This window comes from Acidicapsa dinghuensis (assembly GCF_025685685.1).
In the GTDB taxonomy this organism is placed as follows: Bacteria; Acidobacteriota; Terriglobia; order Terriglobales; family Acidobacteriaceae; genus Acidicapsa; species Acidicapsa dinghuensis.
This window is the reverse complement of record NZ_JAGSYH010000008.1, coordinates 226,438-244,204: the sequence shown is the minus strand read 5'-3', so window position 1 is coordinate 244,204 and position 17,767 is coordinate 226,438. Positions and strand designations below refer to the sequence as shown.

Genomic DNA, 17,767 nt, shown 5'->3' with positions numbered 1-17,767 from the left:
GTTTAACATAAACGCAGGGAACCACGATCTGTCTGAAGACGGGACTTAAATTCGTTACAATCAATAGGTCATGATTCGTTTTGAAACTGCCGGGGAGTCGCACGGCGAGGCTTTGATTGCGCTCATTTCCGGTTTGCCTGCCGGGATTCCTGTCGATTTTGAGTTTGTGAACCGCGAGCTTTGGCGGCGCCAGCAGGGGTATGGGCGCGGCGGCCGCATGAAGATCGAGACGGACAAGGTCCATATTCTCTCGGGTGTGCGGCATGGGAAGACGATTGGGTCGCCGATTGCGATTCAGATTCCCAACCGCGACTGGAAGAACTGGGAAGAGAAGCTGCCTGTTGAGGCGGGCGATCCGGCGAAGCATCAGGCTGTGGCTTCTCCGCGGCCGGGGCATGCCGATCTGCCGGGGGCGCTGAAGTACAACTTCAAGGATGCGCGGTATGTGCTGGAGCGGGCTTCTGCGCGCGAATCGACTTCGCGGGTGGCGGCTGGGGCGTTTGCCAAGCTGCTGCTGCGGGCGCTGGGCATTGAGGTTGCGAGTCACGTGATTCGCGTGGGCCATGTGGAGCTGGAGCGTGCGGCTACTTGGGATGAGATTGTTGCCGTCACGGAAAAGCAGGACGTGCTGCTGAGCTGTGTCGATGCTGAGACGGAAGCGCGTATGAAGGAAGAAGTAGAAGAGGTTGCGCGCACGGGCGACACGGTTGGCGGGGTGTTTGAGGTGGTGGTGCACAATCTGCCTCCGGGTGTGGGCACGTATGCCAACTGGGATGAGCGGCTGGATGGGCTGCTGGCCTGGGCGGTGATGAGTCTGCAGGCCGTGAAGGGCGTGGAGATTGGCCGCGGCGTGACGGCGGCTGAGTCGTTTGGGTCGCAGGTGCATGACGCGATTCACTATGGGCCGGAGACTGCAGAGAAGCCGACGCGGTTTACGCGACACCAGAACAATGCGGGCGGCATCGAGGGCGGTATCTCGAATGGCGAGGACATTGTGGTGCGCGGGTATCTGAAGCCGATCTCGACGTTGCGCAGACCGCTGGAGTCGGTACGGTTTGATACGCGCGAGGCGACGGCGGCGAGCTATGAGCGGAGCGATCTTTGCGTGGTGCCTGCGGCGGGCGTGGCTGCGGAGGCGATGGTGGCGTTCATCATTGCGCAGCAGGTGCTGGAGAAGTTTGGCGGCGACTCGCTGGACGAGCTGAAGCGGAACTACGATGGGTACATTCAACAGATAAGGAATTTCTGACGCATTGGCCGGGCGATGCACCCGGCAGGGCGCCAAGCTAGACGTGCGATGATTCTGACGATTGTGAAATATCCCGAGCCCGTGCTGCAGCAGCCGGGCGAGCCTGTGACGGAGTTCAATGACGAGCTGCGGCAGTTTGTCGCCGATATGTTCGAGACGATGTATGCGGCGCAGGGGATTGGGCTGGCGGCTCCGCAAGTGGGCGTATCGAAGCGGGTGACGGTGATTGACCTGAGCTGCGGCAAGGAGCCGGAGCAGAAGATGGTGCTGATCAATCCGGAGATTACGTATCGCGAGGGCAAGCTGTATGAGGAAGAGGGCTGCCTGAGCTTTCCGGAGATTCGCGAGAAGGTGGTGCGTTCGGCGAAGGTGAAGATTCGCGCGCAGGATGAGAACGGCAAGTGGTTTGAAGCCGAGGGCGAGGAACTGCTGTCGCGCTGCATGCAGCACGAGATCGATCATCTGGATGGAGTGCTGTTCATCTTTCGCATCAGTGCGCTGAAGCGCGACCTGGCGCTGCGTAAGATACGCAAGATGCAGCGCGCGGGCGAGTGGTAGAGCGGAGGCTCCGGTGGCGGCTTTGAAGCTGGTTTTTTGTGGAACGCCGGAGTTTGCTGTGCCCACGCTGGAGGCGCTGATTGCCGCCGGGCATGAGATTGCGCTGGTGGTGAGCCAGCCGGATCGGCCGGTGGGGCGCAAGCAGGTGATGACGGCTCCGCCGGTGAAGCAGACGGCGTTGAAACACGGGCTGACTGTGACGCAGCCGGAAAAGATCAAGAACAATGTGGAGTTTCGCGAGCGGCTTGAGGAGATCAGGCCGGATGCGATTGTGGTGGTGGCGTACGGACGCATTATTCCGGCGTGGATGCTGGCGCTGCCGCGGCTGGGGTGCATCAATCTGCATGGTTCGCTGCTGCCGAAGTATCGTGGGGCTGCGCCGATTCAGTGGGCGGTAGCCAACGGCGAGACGGAGACGGGCAACACCACGATGCTGCTGGAGGAGGGTCTGGATACCGGGCCGATGCTGCTGCAGCAGGTGATTCCTATTGGGCCGGAACAGACGGCGGCGGAGATGTTTCCGATATTGGCAGAGAAGGGCGCGCCGCTTGTGCTGGATACGCTGGCTGGGCTTGCGGATGGAACGATTGTGCCGGAGGCGCAGAATCATGCGCTGGCGACGCTGGCGCCGATTCTGACGCGGGAAGATGGACGCATGGATTTTGCTGCGCGGAAGGCTTCGGAGTTGTTTAACCGCTGGCGCGGATTTCAACCGTGGCCTGGGGCGTTTGCGCTGCTGGAGGGGAAGAAGCTGATTGTGCATCGAATGATGCAGGTCGATGGGACGGCGGCGGTGGTTCCGGGGTTTACTCCGGGCGAGGTTCGTATCGATGGGCAGCGGATGCTGGTGGGCTGTGCCAGCGGGAGTGCGCTGGAATTTCTGGAAGTGCAACCGGAAGGACGTAACAGAATGAGCGCAGCAGACTTTCTGCGAGGGAATCCGGCGGCTGTGGGAACGCGGCTCGAGTGATGGCCGCGAGCAAGGCGGCTATTTCGCCGGCGCGGCGCGAGGCATTTCGCATTCTTTTCGAAGTGGAGCGCTCGGGAGCGCATGCGGACGATCTGCTACGGTCAAGCCGTGTGGATGCACTATCGGTGGCGGATCGAGGGCTTTGCACCGCGCTGGTGCTGGGGGTGCTGCGCTGGCAGATTCGGCTGGATGGGATGATGCGTCCGTTGCTGGCGAAGCCCAATGTGCGGCTTGACATTGAAGTGCAAACGGCCCTGCGGATGGGCGCCTTTCAGCTTCTGTTTCTGGAGCGGGTGCCGACGCATGCAGCGATCAACGAGAGCGTGGAGATTTGCAAGGCATCGGGGCATAGCTTTGCCGCGCGGATGGTAAATGCAGTACTGCGCAAAGCGGCGACGTGGCCGAAGCTGTCGGCGTGGAGGCTTCCGGGAAACTTGGATGCAAAGGCGTTGGCTGAGGCGACGGCACATCCGGCGTGGATGGTGGAGCGGTGGGCGCGATTCTACGGGATGGTGGCTGCGCGGGAGATTTGCGGGCATGGGCAGGAGCAGCCTGATCTCGTGGTCCGGGTGGTTGGACGCGAGACGGAAGGCGATCTGACTCAGAAGGGAATTCAGCTTGCGGCTGGAGGTTTGCTCACGGCGGCCCGAACAGTGATTGAAGGCTCTCTGAGCGCAGCGACACTTACCGATGCAGCGGTGAGGATTCAGGATGAGGGGTCGCAGTTGATCGGGGAACTGGCTGCGGCTGCTGTGGAGTCGCCTGAGAGGATTCTGGATTGCTGTGCCGCGCCGGGTGGGAAGACGCTGATTCTGGCGGAGCGATGGCCGCTGGCTGCGATCACAGCTCTGGAGTTGCATCCTGAGCGATGTGAGGCACTGCGGCGCAGGGTGCAGGCGGATGCGGAGGCTGCTCCTGAAGTGTACGGGTGGATTGCAGTGGTGCATGGCGATGCAGCAGGGCTGAATGACGCGGGGCTGAGTGTGGCGGGGCTTGATACGGATGGTGTACTGGAGGGCCCTTTAGATGGTTTCGATCTGATTCTGGTGGATGTGCCTTGCAGTGGGACGGGAACGCTGGGGCGGAATCCGGAGATTCGTCATCGGCTCGGAGCCGCGGATCTGGTGCGGCATCATGAGCAGCAATGCGAGATTCTGAAAAGCGTGTTGACCTATGCGGCGAGGGTGACGGAGCCGGGGAAGCGGGTGCGTGTGGTGTATTCGACGTGTTCGCTGGAGCCGGAAGAGAACCAGGATGTGGTGGCCGAGGTGCTGAGTCAGGTAGAGGGGTGGCGGCAGGTGTCTCTGTCGGAGCCGATATCGCGAATGAGTGAGCTTGGGCGGCTAACCGGGACAGGACGCGAGGCGATTGTACAATCGCTGACGGCGGAGGGGGCGATGCTGCTGTTGCCGGGGATGAGCGTTGCGGGAACAGGTCGAAAGCTCGAAACCGATGGGTTCTTTGCGGCGTTGATGGAGCGGGTGGTTTAAGGCATTTTCCGAATTACTGTGAACTTTCCGGAAGCGCTGCAGGTGAATTTTTCTTGAGGAAAAATCCACTCAACAGTCGCGACTTCGGTCTACATCAATTCGGAAAATGCTATAGCGTTTACTTTGCGACGGTGAGGGAGACGGTCGAGCCTACATCGACTTTGAAGCCGGCGGGTGGCGACTGGGCGATGACGGCGCCTGGCGGTGCTGAGGGGTGGATTGGAGCCGGAACTGGTGGCGCGGCGGTGGGACTTGCCGGCAGAGGGACTACGGTGCCGGAGACGCTCGGAATCGGCACATCCTGAAATTTGGGGGCGTCGAACTTGATGCCGACGTGGGTGAGCAGGGCTTGCGCGGTGAGGATGGGTAGGCCGCTGAGGTCAGGCATGACGAAGCCGTCTGCATGCGCGTCATCAGGCGCGGCCACAAGCAGATTGACGCTTGGTTTTTCGATGCCCTGGGCTTTGGCTTGCGGGTCTTGCGCCAGAACGGTGCCTGGATCGGAGGCAGACCAGGGAAGCTGCGATGGGGTGCCTTCTTCGAGACTGGAATGGCGGAGATTGAGCCCGGCGACTCTCTCCTGCAGGCCTACGGTGTTGGGAACCTCTACCTTTTGTGGGCCGAGGCTGTCGGCGACGCGGACGTGCCAGTCGCGGCGGACGACGGAGTTGGGGGCGGGGGACTGGGTGAGGATGTGTCCGGCGGCAACCTCGGAGGAGTAGTAGTGGTTATCGACTTCGAGATTGAGGCGCAGGCCAGCGGTCTGGCTGTGGGCCTCGGCGATGGTCATGCCGCGCAGATTGGGCACATGCACTTCAGCACCGTGAATGGCGAACTGCATGGTCAGAACGGCTGACGCGAGCGCGACGAGGACGAGCGCCGCGAACAGCAAGGCACCCTCGAAAAAACTCTGGATCGGACGGAGGCGGATTCTGCCGGGCCGGATGCGAATCTTTACCACTGAGTCAGTGTATGCCGACGGGGCTGCGCGGCTGTTGGCATGGTGTGTTCAGGGGTTTTATGGGAGCGGTTCGACGTCGTTGTAGTCGATGACGAAGTCGATCTCGGCGGATTTTTCGAGCATGGCGGAGACGGAGCAATACTTGTCCTTGGAGAGGGCCACGGCGTCTTCGACGGCTTTACGGCTGAGGGGCTGGCCGTTCTGGCCGCGCACGGTATAGGTGAGATGGATTTTGGTGAAGTAGTTGGGAGGATCTTTGCGCTTCTCGGCTTCGGCTGAGACGGTGAGCGATTCGAGTGGCTGGCGTTTTTTCTGCAGGATGTGGACGACGTCGACGGAGGTGCAGCCGCAAAGCGCGGTAAGAACCATTTCCATGGGGCTGGGTCCGGTATGCTGCGGGGATGCGTCCATTCGGATGGTGTGGCCGGAGTCCGTTTTTCCAAGGTAGATATCGGGGCTGGGTTCTGCGGAACTCCAGTCGCTGCGAGCGATCATGATGGCCTCCAAAGGCCTGAAATACCTTCCATTTGATTCTAAATAGATTAAAAAGTCGCAGGAGGCGGGAGTGGCAGGCATATCGCATCAGGCTAAGTGGATGGCGGCAGTAGATAGGATTTTAGAGAGTTCCAGATAGGTTGGAATAGGGCGGAGCGAATGATTGTTCTTGTAAGTGGAGATTTCAGGCGATAAACGCTGAAAGGGGCGGAGAACCTTGCGGTTCCTCGCCCCTTCACGCTCCGTTTTTTCGAAGGTCCGATTCGGTTACCGGATCAACTTCATCATGCCAGGTTAGCACCGGACATCCAAGCAGAGCCTGAGTTTCCTGTACGCCTCGACACCATATCCGTCGTGCAAGCTTACTAGCATTCCGTCCCGTTCACTGTCGCCAGCTTCCGGTTTGTCCTGCTCGCTGATCCCGTCTGCAGTGCTCTCCTAAGTTACTCAACTTAGTCTTGCCTTTCGGCTCGTCTAACTCTTTCTCCTAAGTTCCTTCTGCCTCGGTCTATCTGCTTTTCGTCTACTTGCTCCTTCTGGAAGATCACTCTTCGTTGAGATTGATTAAACACCTATTTCAGTTTTGTAAGTAGAGTATTTATTTGCCTTTTTCTGTGGAAATAAGCCGAAATCGGTGCAAATCCGTCACTTATCCACATAATCCACAGATAAACCGCGTTTGGAAATGATTTCACTGCAAGCCGCAGAGGTGGATTCGGTATTTGCGAGGGCTTAATAGCGAGAAATATGTGGAGATAAGAAGCTGCCGAGTGCAAAATACAGCACGTGCAATGCACAAGGGCGAGTCCTTTCGAGCTCGCCCTTGTGCTTTTCCGTATTTTCGAAGGTCCGGCTCGGTGGCCGGATCGTGCTCGTGAAACGGATTTAGGTAGTTCGTTCGAGCTCGGCCCGAGTTTCCCTCACCCGTCCGTTATCACATTCGATCCTCGAGTTTTCTTGTTGCGCTTCCTGAGATTCGTTACCGATTCTCTTGAAGGCCATAGACTACTCTCTCCTTCTGGAAGATTTCGCTTCCGTTGAGGACTTAGACTCAGCGCTTTTCTGCGGGGTTGCCACAACTGGGGAACTCGCTGGCGGAAAGACCTGGCTGCCGTGGCATTCACTGCGATGCGGGTTCGTAATCGTGGCAACAGCATGGCAATAATAGAATTGCAGCGGGTGAGGAACCCGCCGGATCGTTTTGATGAATAATGGCGCAGAAATTGAGTTGCAGGTCCGGCGAGGGCTTCATTCCTCGCTGATTAGCATCGCGAGCAACTTTTTTCTCGCGCTTTGCAAGTGCCTGGTGGGGGTGATCGGGCATTCGTTTGCACTGGTGGCGGATGGGGTCGAGTCGCTTTCGGATGTGTTCAGTTCCGGGGTGGTGTACTTTGGATTGCGGTTTGCGATGAAGCCACCGGATAAGGAGCATCCCTACGGGCATGGAAAGGCTGAGCCGGTTGCCGCCGCGATTGTCAGCGTGGGCATGGGTGTGGCCGCGCTGTTCATCGCGCTGGAGGCGGTCTCGCTGATCCAGACACCGCATCTGTTGCCGTTACCCTACACCCTCTATGTGCTGGTTGTTGTGGTGGCGCTGAAGATATTGCTGGCGCGCTACGTGTCGAGCGTGGCGAGCGATATCGATAGCACGGCAGTGAAAAGTGATGCGTGGCATCATCTTTCGGATGCGATCACGTCGGTCTTTGCATTTGTCGGGATTTCTGTGGCGCTGATTACGAAGAATCCTGCGGCAGATGACTGGGCTGCGCTGTGTGCTGTGCCGGTGATCTTGTACAACGCATGGCGGCAGTTGCAGGCGCCGCTCAAGGAGATTCTGGATACGGCTCCGCCGCCGGATATCGAGGCGCATGTGCGCAAGGTGGCGGCTTCGGTGCCGGGGGTGATTGGCCTCGAAAAATGCTTTGTGCGCAAGGTGGGCTTTCGATACTACGTGGATTTGCATGTGGTGGTGAATGGCAGCCTGACGGTGCGGGCGGGGCACACGATTGGGCATAAGGTGGAGGATTGCGTGCTGGCCGAAGTGAATCGCGTGGCGCGGGTGCTGGTGCATGTGGAGCCGGAGGAAGAGCTGTTCAATCCGAGCCACAGCGAGATGTAGAGCGGGAGGCGGGCATCAGTCCTGACTGCGGGTGCCGATGTAGAGGCCAGCGATGCCGAAGGTGTAGGGAATCCAGGAGACGCTGGTGAAGCCGGCTTCACGCATCATGGCGAGCATGGCGGGTGGTGGCGGAAACTTCTGCACGGATGCAGGCAGGTAGTTGTAGGGGCCGTCTTTGCCGCAGATAAGCCTGCCGATGGCCGGCAGCACGCGGTGGAAGTAGAAATGGTAGAGCTTGCCGAGCAGACCCTCCGGTTCGCTGAAGTCGAGGATGCCTAGCTGGCCGCCGGGCCGGAGAACGCGGCGGAATTCGATGAGACCTTCGCGGTAGTTGGCGAGGTTGCGGAAGCCGAACGCAGTGGTGACGAGGTCGAGCGAGCCGGATTGCAACGGCAGGTGCAGGGCGTCGGCTTCGAGAGGGATGGCGCTGCCGTGGCGCTCGAACGAACGGGCAAATTTGCGGGCTCCGCGGGCGAGCATCTGGTGGGCAAAGTCGGCGGCGATTACGGGGCGTGAGCCGGGCGTACGGCGCTTGAGCAGCGCCATGGTCATGTCGCCGGTGCCGCAGCAGATGTCGAGAACGGCGGCGTTGGGATTGGCGAGGATGGCGCGGAAGCGGCGGGCGGTGCGCCACCACCAGAGGCGGTCGATGTTGGCTGAGAGGACGTGGTTGAGCAGGTCGTAGCGCGGGGCGATGGAGTTGAACATCTGGCGCACGGCTGCGGCGGCGCTGTTTGCGTCGGAAGCGCCTTCGGGTGAAGCTCCGGCGGCAACGGTACGAGTTGTAGATGAATTTGTCACTTAACCAAATGCTTTCGTGCGTATTCCAACTTCATTTGCTCGGAAGGCAGCAGCTTATCTTCGATACTGCTGTAGGTTTCAACTACTCCTCGCAGATTGCGATCCTTCCAGAAGGCTGCGCCTACGACACGAATACGATTGAGAGCTGCCTTTTCTCGTTCTATTTTCTGATATTCGGTGCGTAGTTGATCCATCGCGCTATACACAGCTCGATTTCCGGCAAGCAGGGGAGCCGAACGATCTTTGACAACTACAGCGAATTCATCAAGAAGTCTCTTGAGCCCATCGGCGGATCTTTCCGGGATGCACGGTATTGTCGGAAAATCTGGTTGACCATTCGAGAGAGCCCACCGGCGATAATCGGTCAGTTCGAACTGATCGTTTGGAAAATCGCAGATCGAAAGCCAGAGTGATATTTCATTCGCAAAGGGCTCAAAAAATAGGTCGCAAGCGACTGTCTTCGATTGGTATCGGAGATGAAAGTTATCGAGAGCTTTGAGTTCAAAGCCTCGTTCGAGCAAAAAGGCAAAACTATCTTCTGAAAGATCTCGAAATCTGGATTGCCAGCTAGTGGTCGAAGCAGATAAGTCGCTCAAGCGTTTGGCGTTATCCATGGGCAGCGAGCACTTTCACTTCCACTTGCTCGGGAAGAGCTTTCGCCAGGGCGAGCATGTAACGGGCGGCTTCGAGCAGTTCATCGGTGGTGACGTCTTCAACAACGGTGGCGTCGCCGATGCCTACGGGCAGGATGAAGCGGCGGACGTCGCCACGGTGCTTCTTATCCTTTGCGCTGGCGTCGACCAGGCGCTGGGGGTTGAGCTTGAGCGCGGGCAGAGGGCCGTAGAGATAGACGAGGCCCATGAGGCGGTCGAACTGGGCTTCGGAGATGGTGCGTCGTTTGCGGCCGAGATGGAGCGCGGCGATGATGCCCCAGCCGACGGCTTCGCCGTGGAGCAGCTTGCGATAGCCGGTGACGGACTCGATGGCGTGGCCGAGGGTGTGGCCGAGGTTGAGGATCATGCGCAGGCCGTTTTCGCGCTCGTCTTTGCTGACGACGTCGGCCTTCATGCGGATGGAGGCGGCGATGACTTTTTCAAGCGATGCGGTGTCGCGGCCCAGGATGCGGGCGGAGTTCTCTTCCATGAAGCGAAGGAGAGCACGGTCGCGGATCATGCCTGCCTTGACGCTTTCGAAGAGGCCGGCGCGGAGCTCGCGATCGGGGAGAGTGTTGAGCAGTTCCATGTCGGCGAAGACGGCGAGCGGATGGTGGAATGCGCCGACGAGATTTTTGCCTTCGGGGAGATTGACGCCGACCTTGCCGCCGACGGATGAGTCGACCTGCGAGAGGAATGTGGAGGGGACCTGGAAGAAGTCGATGCCGCGCATGAAGCTGGAGGCGACGAAGCCGCCTACGTCGCCGACGATGCCTCCGCCGAAGGCGATGAGGATGGAGCTGCGGTCGCCGCCTGCTTTGGCCATCTCACGCAGGAGCTTTTCGACAGAGCGGAGGTTTTTGTGGCGCTCGCCTGCGGGGAGCAGGAGGATGGTCGGCGTGTTGGTGAAGGAGCTGAGGATGCGTTTGGACCAGAGGTCCCATATTTCGGGAGAGGTGAGGATGAAGAGGCGCTTGGGGAGTTTGCGTCCGAGGGCGGCTAGGATGCGCGTCATGCGCGCTTCTAGAGTGTCGATAAGACCGGTGCCGGCGAAGATCTGGTACTGCGCGGATGGAGTCTGGACTTTGACTATCTGCATCTTCTTCATCGTAACGCAGTGGTCACGATGCGGGATTTTGGCGTGGCTTGATGCAGACGAGTCTTCATAAACTTGGAGCGGGGTGTAGAGATGGAAAACTCTGAAGCTCTCGCGGCTTCGTCTCAAGCGTACTCGGAAGATTTCTACGTGCTGAGTGATTGTTGCGTTACTTGCGGCGTGCCTCAGGTTGCGGCTCCGGACTTGGTGGGATGGACTAACGATCCATCCCCGGTTTGTTACTGGAAGGAGCAGCCCGGTAATACGCAAGAAATAGAGCAAGCAATCGCTGTTCTCGATGCCCAGGAATTCAATTGCCATCGTTATCGCGGACGCGATCCGGAGATACAGAAGCGAATCGGCGTTGAGAACTGCGATTTTCCGGTGATACAACCTTCGATGCCGTCAAGAGTTGCTGACGTGCTTCATTTTGCGAGCGTTGAACCGCGTGGGTTGCTGGGCAGAGTTTGGGCGAAGAGTTTGGGCAAAGATTGAACAGATGATGAGCTTTGATTTGGAAATTTCCTGAGTTGGAAGCCATCGTCGTAATTCAAAAGGCATTGCGCTTCGATTCGATGCGTTCGAAAATTTGCCAAAGTTTGGCCGATTCGATGTCCGATACGTCTACATCATAGATTTCCTTAATACGCGCGACGAACTCATCATTGTTGTCTGCGGTGTGAAAGTCCCACATACTCGATTCATCGGAGATCCAGGCCCATTCCAGTTGCAAGACGCGGTGGATAAAATCATCGGTCAAGGATGGAAAGGCATTTGTCTTCTCTTGTGAGGCGAACTCGATGGGGACTTTCGTACCGGGACGGGGCACGGGTTTACCCTCATTCACTAGCTTTGTTTTGCGTTCAGAGAAGCTCTGATCGAGGTCGCGGATCGCTTCCTCTTTTGTTTCGCCGCTGCCAGAGACATGCCAGTTCAGGATTTGTGCATGATAGGGCGGAGTTTTGAAACGCTGGCCCACGTAAGGCTGCTCAGGACTCTGCTTCTTGAGCCGGATCGGATAGTCTGCCAGACTCCACTGAACTTTGCGGTACGACAGCAGCCGCTTCCACAGGATGTGAATTTTATCGGCCAAGCGCATTGCGAGTCTTCGAAACATATTGGGTTCGTGTGCATCCGATTGTATGAGCAGTGGCTGTGCTGACGTACTTTGGTAGTCTCAGAGGTTATGCCGCAATTGGAATTAGTCGATTATCTGGTGATTGGCGCTGGTGTTGCTGGATTGCGTGCTGCTGTTGCGCTGGCTGAGCACGGCGATGTGCTGGTGGTGACGAAAGAGGCGGTTGGTGAATCGAACACGCACTATGCGCAGGGCGGGATTGCGGTAGCGGAGCAGGATCGCGGGGAGATTGCTCTGCATCTAGAGGACACGATTGCGGCGGGCGATGGGCTGGTGAATCGTGATGCGGCGCAGGTGCTGGTGGCCGAAGGGCCGGAGCGTGTTGCTGAGCTGATTGAGTGGGGTGCGCGGTTTGATCGCGAGCCTGCGGCTGAGGGTGGAAGGCTACTTCGGACGCGCGAGGCTGCGCATTCGAGGCCACGTATATTGCATGCCAATGGAGATGCTACCGGGGCGGAGATCAGCCGTTCGCTGGCGGCGCTGGCGTTGGGCAATTCGCGGATCAGGTTTGCTGAGTGGACGATGGCGACTCGGCTGATTGTCGTGGATGGTTGTGTGTGTGGCGTTGACGTGACGAGTGCGCGCGGCGATGCAAATGCACAACGGCGCGTGATGGCGCGGGCTGTGCTGATTGCTTCTGGTGGTGCGGGCCAGGTGTATTCGGATACGACGAATCCGGCGGTGACTACGGGGGATGGGATTGCGTTGGCGGCGCTGGCTGGGGCTGAGCTGGCGGATATGGAGTTTTATCAGTTTCATCCGACGGCGCTGTCGCTGCCGGGGGTGGCGCGGTTTCTGCTTTCGGAGGCGCTGCGGGGTGAGGGCGCTTATTTGCGCAACGATCGGGGAGAGCGTTTTATGGAGCGCTATCATGCCGGACTGGAGCTGGCTCCGCGGGATGTGGTGGCGCGGGCGATTGCGCGTGAGGGCCTGTATCCACTTGCGTCGGATGCTGCGGGAAATGCGCGGCCGGTGTATCTGGACATGCGGCATCTGGATGGCAAGGTGCATGGGGTCGCGATTCATGAGCGGTTTCCGGGGATCAGTGGGTTTCTTGCGCGGCATGGGTTGGATCTGGCGGCGGATTTGATTCCGGTGCGGCCGGCGGCGCATTACCTGATGGGCGGGATTCGCACGGATCTGGATGGACGCACGAGTTTGCCGGGGCTGTATGCGGCGGGTGAGGCAGCTTGCACGGGTGTGCATGGGGCGAACCGGCTGGCTTCGAATTCGCTGCTGGAGGGGCTGGTGTTTGGGGTTCGGGCGGCGGAGGCGATGCTTGGGGATAGATTGTCGCTTGTGCGGTTCGAAAGAGAGTCGAAGCGAAGCGGTTCCAAACAGGTTGACGAGGAGATTGTGCCAATTATCACCGAGTTGCGGACGATGATGTGGCAGCATGCAGGCTTGTTGCGAGATGAGTCTGGTTTGCGAGCTGGTTTCGATCGCTTTTGGCCAATGCTCGAACGCTACGAAGCATTAGTCAGAAAAGCGCAGTCGAGCCGGGCATTGGTTGAGGCAGGAGCTTTGTTGCACATTGCTTGGATGATTATCGAGTCAGCGTTGGAGCGCAAGGAGAGCAGGGGAGCGCACTTTCGCAAAGACTATCCAAAGCGGAACGATATTCAATTTCCCAATCATTCTATTGTGGATTCAGATGGCATAGTTCGATTTGAACCTATCTGAAAACGGCAAGCAACTTGCTCATCCGCGTTTTGTAATATGTCTTGGCGCATGCAGAATCGAGAAGAGCGCACAAATGCCGAGAATCACGGCCATGATGGCGAGCGACCAGACGGTAGGGATTTCGATCCAGTGCGCCAGGAACATTTTGGCTGCGACGAAGGCGAGCAGCGCTCCGAGGCCGTAGTGCAGGTAGTGGAAGTGATCCAAGAGGCTGGAGAGCGCGAAGTAGAGCGAGCGCAGGCCGAGGATGGCCGCGATGTTGGACGTGTAGACGACGAAGGGGTCGCGCGAGACGGCGAGCACGGCGGGGATGGAGTCTACGGCGAAGAGCAGGTCAGTGGCTTCGACGGCCAGGATGACGAAGAGCAGGCTGCGCTGGTGTTTCTGGAGCTGGATGACCCAGCCGGGGAGCGCGTCGGAGGCTGACTGGCCGCGTAGTAGTCGCCAGGCCGCATAGAGCAGGATGGTTCCAAAGATGTAGGAAACCCATTCGAAGCGGTCGAGCAGCGAGACACCGAGGACAATGAAGACAGCGCGGAGGAGGATGGCTCCGAAGACGCCCCAGAGCAGGGCGCGGTGCTGCTCGCGGTGGCTGATGCGGAATCCGCGAAAGAGGATGAGAAAGACGAAGAGATTATCGATGCTGAGCGATGTCTCGATGGTGTAGCCGGAAGCGAATTCGAGTGCTGCCTGATGGCCTTTTTCGAAGTTGAGCCAGAAGGCGAATCCGCCAGCGGCACAGGCTACAAACAAGCTCCAGAGCCATGCGAGCTTGGGTCGGGGCTTATCGGTGCGGCTATGCGGCAGCAGTGCGTCGGCGGTGACGAGAGCGAGGACGGCGATGTGGAAGCCGATCCACCACAGGAGTGGGGCGCCGGCGATCTGACGGTTCCATAGGGCTGGATTGAGAGCTTGGATCGCCGTCGCAACGTGCATGTCTTGATGCTAGAGCATGCTGTCCGGCTGCTGGATATGGGTTGGAGACGGAGTAGACAGCCTGCCGATGGATAAACGTATTGTTCCTTTGAGAGATAGGGACTAAAATGCGTTACGATAGCCGTATCGCGATGATGCAGGATTCCCCCAATCTGCTGTGCGTGACGCTGCAGTTGATACGCGATGCAGTGGTGACGGCAGATTCAGAGGCGCGGGTTCAGGCGTTGAATCCGGCGGCTGAGGCTTTGTGCGGGCAGCTGAGTTCTGATGCCTCTGGAAAGCTAGTGGATGCGGTGTTCCAGATGGCTGCCGACGCGAGTGTCTCTCTGAAAACTATTGCAGAAGAGGCGATGCGAGCAGGAACCAACGGCGAGACAGTCGCAGCCGGGCTGAAACAGCTTACGTTGCTCGGTGAGGATGGACGGCGAATTTCTGTTGAAGTATTGGCTTCACGGTATTCAGCCGACGACGGAACAGGCAGCGGCTGTGTTCTGGTGCTGCACGATACGAGCCGTGTGATGGAGTTGGCGGAGCGGATTTCGCACTCAACTCAGCATGATCCGCTGACCGGGCTGCCGAATCGAATACTACTTGTGGACAGGCTGGAGCAGGCGACGAAGTTTGCCGACCGCAACAATGAACAGCTTGCCGTGATCTTCATTGGGCTGGATGATCTGACGCGCGTGCGCAGCGAAGTTGGAGCTGCCGCCGGCGATGCGCTGGTGCGTGAGGCGGCGTTTCGCATTGGCGCGGTGATGCGCGAGTCCGATACGGTTTGCAGGCTCGGCGCGGATGAGTTTGTGGTGCTTGTGCCGGGAGTTCGTTCGCTGAGCGATGTGGAGGCTGTTGCAACCAAGCTTATCGACGAGTTCGAGAAGCCGTACATGGCAGAGGCAGACGCGATACAGACAGCTTGCAGTGTGGGTATCAGCGTGTATCCGCAGGATGCAAACGATTCGGCTACGCTGATGCGACTGGCGGATGGAGCGATGCACCAGGCGCGCGGCAACGAGGGAAGCCGGTGCCGGTTTGTGAATGGAGCCGCAGGCAAAGTCTAGCGGCGATCGATGAGTTTGATTGATTCGAGGAAGACGTCACCGGAGATGGTGAGGCTCTTGGCGCTGATTTTGTCCATGGTGTCCTGCGGGGTGTGGTGCCAGCCGTCGGGGGTTTGGGCGTTGTGCGGTCCGTAGTTGACGTCGATGATGTCGATGGATGGTACGCCACGCTTGAGGAAAGGCAGATGGTCGTCTTCTTCCGCGCCTTCGGACGCGAAGAAATATTTTGCGTGGCCGGTGTTACGGGCAGCTTCGGCTACCAGAGCGGTTAGCCATGGTGTGGATTGGGATTCCTTCAAGACATCGAGGTCTTTGTCGCCGATCATGTCGGCGAGCAGGAAGGCTTTGATGCGCTGCAGCGTGCCGTCCTGGCTCCATTTGGCGGCTAGATGGCGGGTGCCCCACATGGCTGTGGAGTCGCTCCACTGGTTGGCGCTGTAGGGCGGGTTGGCGATGGCTTCTTCGCCGTCGTCAAAGAGCAGCCAGACACTGTAGCCGTCGAGCTTGCCGCCGGTCATTTGCGGGCGCAACTCGTTGGCGATCTCGATGAGCAGGCCCGTCGTTGCGCCGCCGTCATTGGCGCCTAAGAAACTGGTGTCTTTGAGCGGGTAGTTGGTTTCGTAGTGAGTGCAGAGGACAATGACACCATCCTTTTTACCGGGAAACTTGACGATGAAGTTGTGCATCGGCACGGGGCCGATGGGGGTGTTGGCAGTGAAGGTGTCTTCTTCGAGATGGTCGTGCTTGAATTCGTTGCGTAGGAAGGATTCGGCCTTGGCATGACCGGGGCTGCCTGCCCAGCGTGGGCCGATAGCGACGAATTGTTTCGTGATGTCGAAGGCGCGGTCGCCATTGAAGTGCTGGGCAAGAGCGGAGATGGGCGCGGAGGCGGGCAGGACAAGTCCTAAGAAGAGTGCTGCCGACAATGCGCGCTGCGGTCTCATGCTGCCTGCTCCTTTACACGTTTGCGGTCAGGGTGCACCCACCATGCTACGCCGATACTGATGATGTAGAGCAGCAGCATGGGAACGGCGAAGGCGAATTGCGTGGTGATGTCGGGCGAGGGCGTGATGATCTCGACGATGATGAAGATGACGAGGATAGCGTAGCGGAAGTTCTTCCACAGAAACTTCGGACTGACGATGCCGAACATAGCCAGGAAGAAGATGACGACCGGCATCTCAAAGACAGCGCCCATCCCGAGGATGAGCGACATGAAGAAGCTGGTGTATTCCTCGATGCTGATGATGGGATGAACGCCGAGCTGCTTGCTAAGGTCGCTGATGAGGAACTTCATCATGCCGGGAAAGACGAAGTGATAGCCGAGGTAGGTGCCGGTGAAGAAAAGGATAATGGCCGAGGCCATGAAGGGCACGACGAAACGTTTTTCGCGCTGATAGAGGCCAGGTGAGATGAAGAGCCAAACCTGGAAGAGGATGAAGGGCGCGGCGAGGATGGCTCCGGCGACGATGGGAATCTGAATGTAGCGCAGGTTAACGAGGTCAGCTGGATGGGTGAAATTAAGCTGGACGTGGATGGCGTCGAGTGGGGCCTGAACAATTTTGTAAAGCTGGGGCGCGAAGAAGACGGCGACGACGTATCCGGCGGCGAGATAGATGATGGAGTGAATGAGGCGGCGGCGGAGCTCGTCGAGGTGTTCGAAGAGGCTCATACCTGGGAGTTCGGCGCGGTCGCTGATGGCTGCCTTGGCGCGATCGATCGCGTCGGGCACGTTGGATAGATCAGGCATGGTGTGCTGGCTGCTCCATTCCTGATGATTCGCCGGTTTTGGCGGGTGTTTCTGAGGATTCTGTAATTGCTGAGACTTCTGAGGCCGTGGCTTCCGTGCTTTCGGCTACCGTTGCATTTTCCGGTTCGGCGGCGGTTTCGGCTGGCGCTTCTGCTGAAGTAGACCGGAAAGGACGGTTGGCTGCGACTGTTTCGCCGGTGCTGGGCGGTTGAATGCGGACCTGGTCGGGTGGGAAGCGGCGCGGCTCGCCACGGACTTCGCCTTCGACGGATGGTGTAGCCTCCGCGGTATCCGGGGCAGCGGTGGAAGCGTATCCGTAGGCGGTTGGTTCGGGTTCTTGCGTAGCTTCCGGCTTCGCGGGCTCAACAGGTGCCGGCTCTGGAGCAGGCGGTGCGGCGGCTCTGGCTGCGGCCTCGGCGGCCAGCTTCTTCTGGCGGTCGGCTTCTTCGGCGGCGCGCAACTCTTCTTCCATCTGGTATTTGAAATCGTTGGAGACCTTGCGGAACTCATACATGAGTTTGCCGATCTGTCGGCCAATCTCCGGTAGGCGGCGCGGTCCGAAGACGACGAGGGCGAGCAGCATGAGGAACAGCGTGTCGGGGATGCCGATGCTCGCGGTCTGAATGTGAAGAGGAGGTACCAAAGCTGCCATCGATCCCTAACGCCCTGATGCGGGCTAAATTCCGGCTTTGGCTAATGATACCTGTCGGCGGTGAAGGGGACCAAACGGGGTGAGCCCTCGCATGCGCATGGCTCAGACTCAGGCTATATGAGGTAACAGTAAGGTTTTAACGATATGGGGGGCAACCC

General features: G+C 58.8%; 17 protein-coding genes. 7 read left to right on the top strand and 10 right to left on the bottom strand.

The window, feature by feature from the left end; translation table 11 throughout:
• Nucleotides 1-70: 70 nt before the first annotated feature.
• Genes aroC through OHL22_RS21975 form a run of 4 tightly spaced genes read left to right on the top strand, consistent with a single transcriptional unit; the run spans nt 71 to nt 4,267 of the window.
• Nucleotides 71-1,249 carry a chorismate synthase gene (gene aroC / locus OHL22_RS21990; RefSeq protein ID WP_263341928.1) on the top strand — a complete coding sequence of 393 codons (1,179 nt, stop codon included), beginning with the start codon at nt 71-73 and terminating at the stop codon, nt 1,247-1,249.
• 48 nt (nt 1,250-1,297) lie between these two features.
• Nucleotides 1,298-1,807, top strand: coding sequence for a peptide deformylase (gene def / locus OHL22_RS21985; protein ID WP_263341926.1), 510 nt, complete (start codon nt 1,298-1,300; stop codon nt 1,805-1,807).
• 22 nt (nt 1,808-1,829) lie between these two features.
• The gene (fmt, locus tag OHL22_RS21980) at nt 1,830-2,777 is read left to right on the top strand and encodes a methionyl-tRNA formyltransferase (protein ID WP_263341958.1); all 948 of its coding nucleotides are present in this window, start codon (nt 1,830-1,832) and stop codon (nt 2,775-2,777) included.
• Nucleotides 2,777-4,267: a transcription antitermination factor NusB gene (locus tag OHL22_RS21975; RefSeq protein ID WP_263341924.1), complete on the top strand. Its 1,491-nt coding sequence runs from the start codon at nt 2,777-2,779 to the stop codon at nt 4,265-4,267. Before fmt ends, OHL22_RS21975 begins: the two co-directional genes overlap by 1 nt.
• A gap of 118 nt (nt 4,268-4,385) precedes the next feature.
• Here the strand turns inward: OHL22_RS21975 and OHL22_RS21970 are convergent, their stop codons facing one another.
• Both OHL22_RS21970 and OHL22_RS21965 read right to left on the bottom strand, forming a co-directional pair.
• Nucleotides 4,386-5,159 (bottom strand): PASTA domain-containing protein, encoded by a 774-nt coding sequence (locus OHL22_RS21970; RefSeq protein ID WP_263341922.1) that lies wholly within the window; start codon nt 5,157-5,159, stop codon nt 4,386-4,388.
• 126 nt (nt 5,160-5,285) lie between these two features.
• On the bottom strand, nt 5,286-5,723 hold the full coding sequence (locus OHL22_RS21965) for an OsmC family protein (RefSeq protein WP_263341920.1): 438 nt from the start codon (nt 5,721-5,723) through the stop codon (nt 5,286-5,288).
• 1,204 nt (nt 5,724-6,927) lie between these two features.
• Here OHL22_RS21965 and OHL22_RS21960 point away from each other — a divergent pair.
• Nucleotides 6,928-7,842 carry a cation diffusion facilitator family transporter gene (locus OHL22_RS21960; protein ID WP_263341918.1) on the top strand — a complete coding sequence of 305 codons (915 nt, stop codon included), beginning with the start codon at nt 6,928-6,930 and terminating at the stop codon, nt 7,840-7,842.
• A 15-nt stretch (nt 7,843-7,857) separates the two neighbouring features.
• Here the strand turns inward: OHL22_RS21960 and OHL22_RS21955 are convergent, their stop codons facing one another.
• The 4 genes from OHL22_RS21955 to OHL22_RS21940 form a co-directional block, all read right to left on the bottom strand.
• Nucleotides 7,858-8,643, bottom strand: coding sequence for a ubiquinone/menaquinone biosynthesis methyltransferase (locus OHL22_RS21955; RefSeq protein WP_263341917.1), 786 nt, complete (start codon nt 8,641-8,643; stop codon nt 7,858-7,860).
• Entirely contained in the window at nt 8,640-9,257 is a 618-nt protein-coding gene (locus OHL22_RS21950; RefSeq protein WP_263341914.1) for a hypothetical protein, read from the bottom strand. The genes OHL22_RS21955 and OHL22_RS21950 overlap by 4 nt, the downstream gene beginning before the upstream one ends.
• Nucleotides 9,250-10,395 carry a 3-dehydroquinate synthase gene (gene aroB / locus OHL22_RS21945; RefSeq protein ID WP_263341912.1) on the bottom strand — a complete coding sequence of 382 codons (1,146 nt, stop codon included), beginning with the start codon at nt 10,393-10,395 and terminating at the stop codon, nt 9,250-9,252. The genes OHL22_RS21950 and aroB overlap by 8 nt, the downstream gene beginning before the upstream one ends.
• A 547-nt stretch (nt 10,396-10,942) precedes the next feature.
• Complete coding sequence (locus OHL22_RS21940) at nt 10,943-11,491, bottom strand: hypothetical protein (RefSeq protein ID WP_263341910.1); 549 nt, start codon at nt 11,489-11,491, stop codon at nt 10,943-10,945.
• Between the two features lie 87 nt (nt 11,492-11,578).
• On the opposite strand from OHL22_RS21940, the gene nadB reads away from it, so the two are divergent.
• Entirely contained in the window at nt 11,579-13,213 is a 1,635-nt protein-coding gene (gene nadB / locus OHL22_RS21935; RefSeq protein WP_263341908.1) for an L-aspartate oxidase, read from the top strand.
• 18 nt (nt 13,214-13,231) lie between these two features.
• Here the strand turns inward: nadB and OHL22_RS21930 are convergent, their stop codons facing one another.
• Nucleotides 13,232-14,149 (bottom strand): TerC family protein, encoded by a 918-nt coding sequence (locus tag OHL22_RS21930; protein WP_263341906.1) that lies wholly within the window; start codon nt 14,147-14,149, stop codon nt 13,232-13,234.
• 107 nt (nt 14,150-14,256) lie between these two features.
• Between OHL22_RS21930 and OHL22_RS21925 the strand changes: the two genes are divergently transcribed.
• Nucleotides 14,257-15,207, top strand: a complete 951-nt coding sequence (locus OHL22_RS21925; RefSeq protein ID WP_263341903.1) for a diguanylate cyclase domain-containing protein — start codon at nt 14,257-14,259, stop codon at nt 15,205-15,207.
• Here the strand turns inward: OHL22_RS21925 and OHL22_RS21920 are convergent.
• Genes OHL22_RS21920 through OHL22_RS21910 form a run of 3 tightly spaced genes read right to left on the bottom strand, consistent with a single transcriptional unit; the run spans nt 15,204 to nt 17,609 of the window.
• Complete coding sequence (locus tag OHL22_RS21920; protein ID WP_263341901.1) at nt 15,204-16,151, bottom strand: M28 family peptidase; 948 nt, start codon at nt 16,149-16,151, stop codon at nt 15,204-15,206. The genes OHL22_RS21925 and OHL22_RS21920 overlap by 4 nt on opposite strands.
• Nucleotides 16,148-16,957: a twin-arginine translocase subunit TatC gene (gene tatC / locus OHL22_RS21915; RefSeq protein ID WP_263341899.1), complete on the bottom strand. Its 810-nt coding sequence runs from the start codon at nt 16,955-16,957 to the stop codon at nt 16,148-16,150. Before tatC ends, OHL22_RS21920 begins: the two co-directional genes overlap by 4 nt.
• Nucleotides 16,950-17,609 (bottom strand): Sec-independent protein translocase subunit TatA/TatB, encoded by a 660-nt coding sequence (locus OHL22_RS21910; RefSeq protein WP_263341898.1) that lies wholly within the window; start codon nt 17,607-17,609, stop codon nt 16,950-16,952. The genes tatC and OHL22_RS21910 overlap by 8 nt, the downstream gene beginning before the upstream one ends.
• Nucleotides 17,610-17,767: the final 158 nt, after the last annotated feature.

What these genes read in the sequence shown, in the direction of transcription:
- aroC (WP_263341928.1), top strand. Translation starts at nt 71, where the DNA reads ATGATTCGTTTTGAAACTGCCGGGGAGTCGCACGGCGAGGCTTTGATT.
- def (WP_263341926.1), top strand. Translation starts at nt 1,298, where the DNA reads ATGATTCTGACGATTGTGAAATATCCCGAGCCCGTGCTGCAGCAGCCG.
- OHL22_RS21975 (WP_263341924.1), top strand. Translation starts at nt 2,777, where the DNA reads ATGGCCGCGAGCAAGGCGGCTATTTCGCCGGCGCGGCGCGAGGCATTT.
- OHL22_RS21965 (WP_263341920.1), bottom strand. Translation starts at nt 5,723, where the DNA reads ATGATCGCTCGCAGCGACTGGAGTTCCGCAGAACCCAGCCCCGATATC.
- OHL22_RS21960 (WP_263341918.1), top strand. Translation starts at nt 6,928, where the DNA reads ATGAATAATGGCGCAGAAATTGAGTTGCAGGTCCGGCGAGGGCTTCAT.
- OHL22_RS21950 (WP_263341914.1), bottom strand. Translation starts at nt 9,257, where the DNA reads ATGGATAACGCCAAACGCTTGAGCGACTTATCTGCTTCGACCACTAGC.
- aroB (WP_263341912.1), bottom strand. Translation starts at nt 10,395, where the DNA reads ATGCAGATAGTCAAAGTCCAGACTCCATCCGCGCAGTACCAGATCTTC.
- OHL22_RS21940 (WP_263341910.1), bottom strand. Translation starts at nt 11,491, where the DNA reads ATGCGCTTGGCCGATAAAATTCACATCCTGTGGAAGCGGCTGCTGTCG.
- nadB (WP_263341908.1), top strand. Translation starts at nt 11,579, where the DNA reads ATGCCGCAATTGGAATTAGTCGATTATCTGGTGATTGGCGCTGGTGTT.
- OHL22_RS21930 (WP_263341906.1), bottom strand. Translation starts at nt 14,149, where the DNA reads ATGCACGTTGCGACGGCGATCCAAGCTCTCAATCCAGCCCTATGGAAC.
- OHL22_RS21925 (WP_263341903.1), top strand. Translation starts at nt 14,257, where the DNA reads ATGCGTTACGATAGCCGTATCGCGATGATGCAGGATTCCCCCAATCTG.
- OHL22_RS21920 (WP_263341901.1), bottom strand. Translation starts at nt 16,151, where the DNA reads ATGAGACCGCAGCGCGCATTGTCGGCAGCACTCTTCTTAGGACTTGTC.
- tatC (WP_263341899.1), bottom strand. Translation starts at nt 16,957, where the DNA reads ATGCCTGATCTATCCAACGTGCCCGACGCGATCGATCGCGCCAAGGCA.
- OHL22_RS21910 (WP_263341898.1), bottom strand. Translation starts at nt 17,609, where the DNA reads ATGGCAGCTTTGGTACCTCCTCTTCACATTCAGACCGCGAGCATCGGC.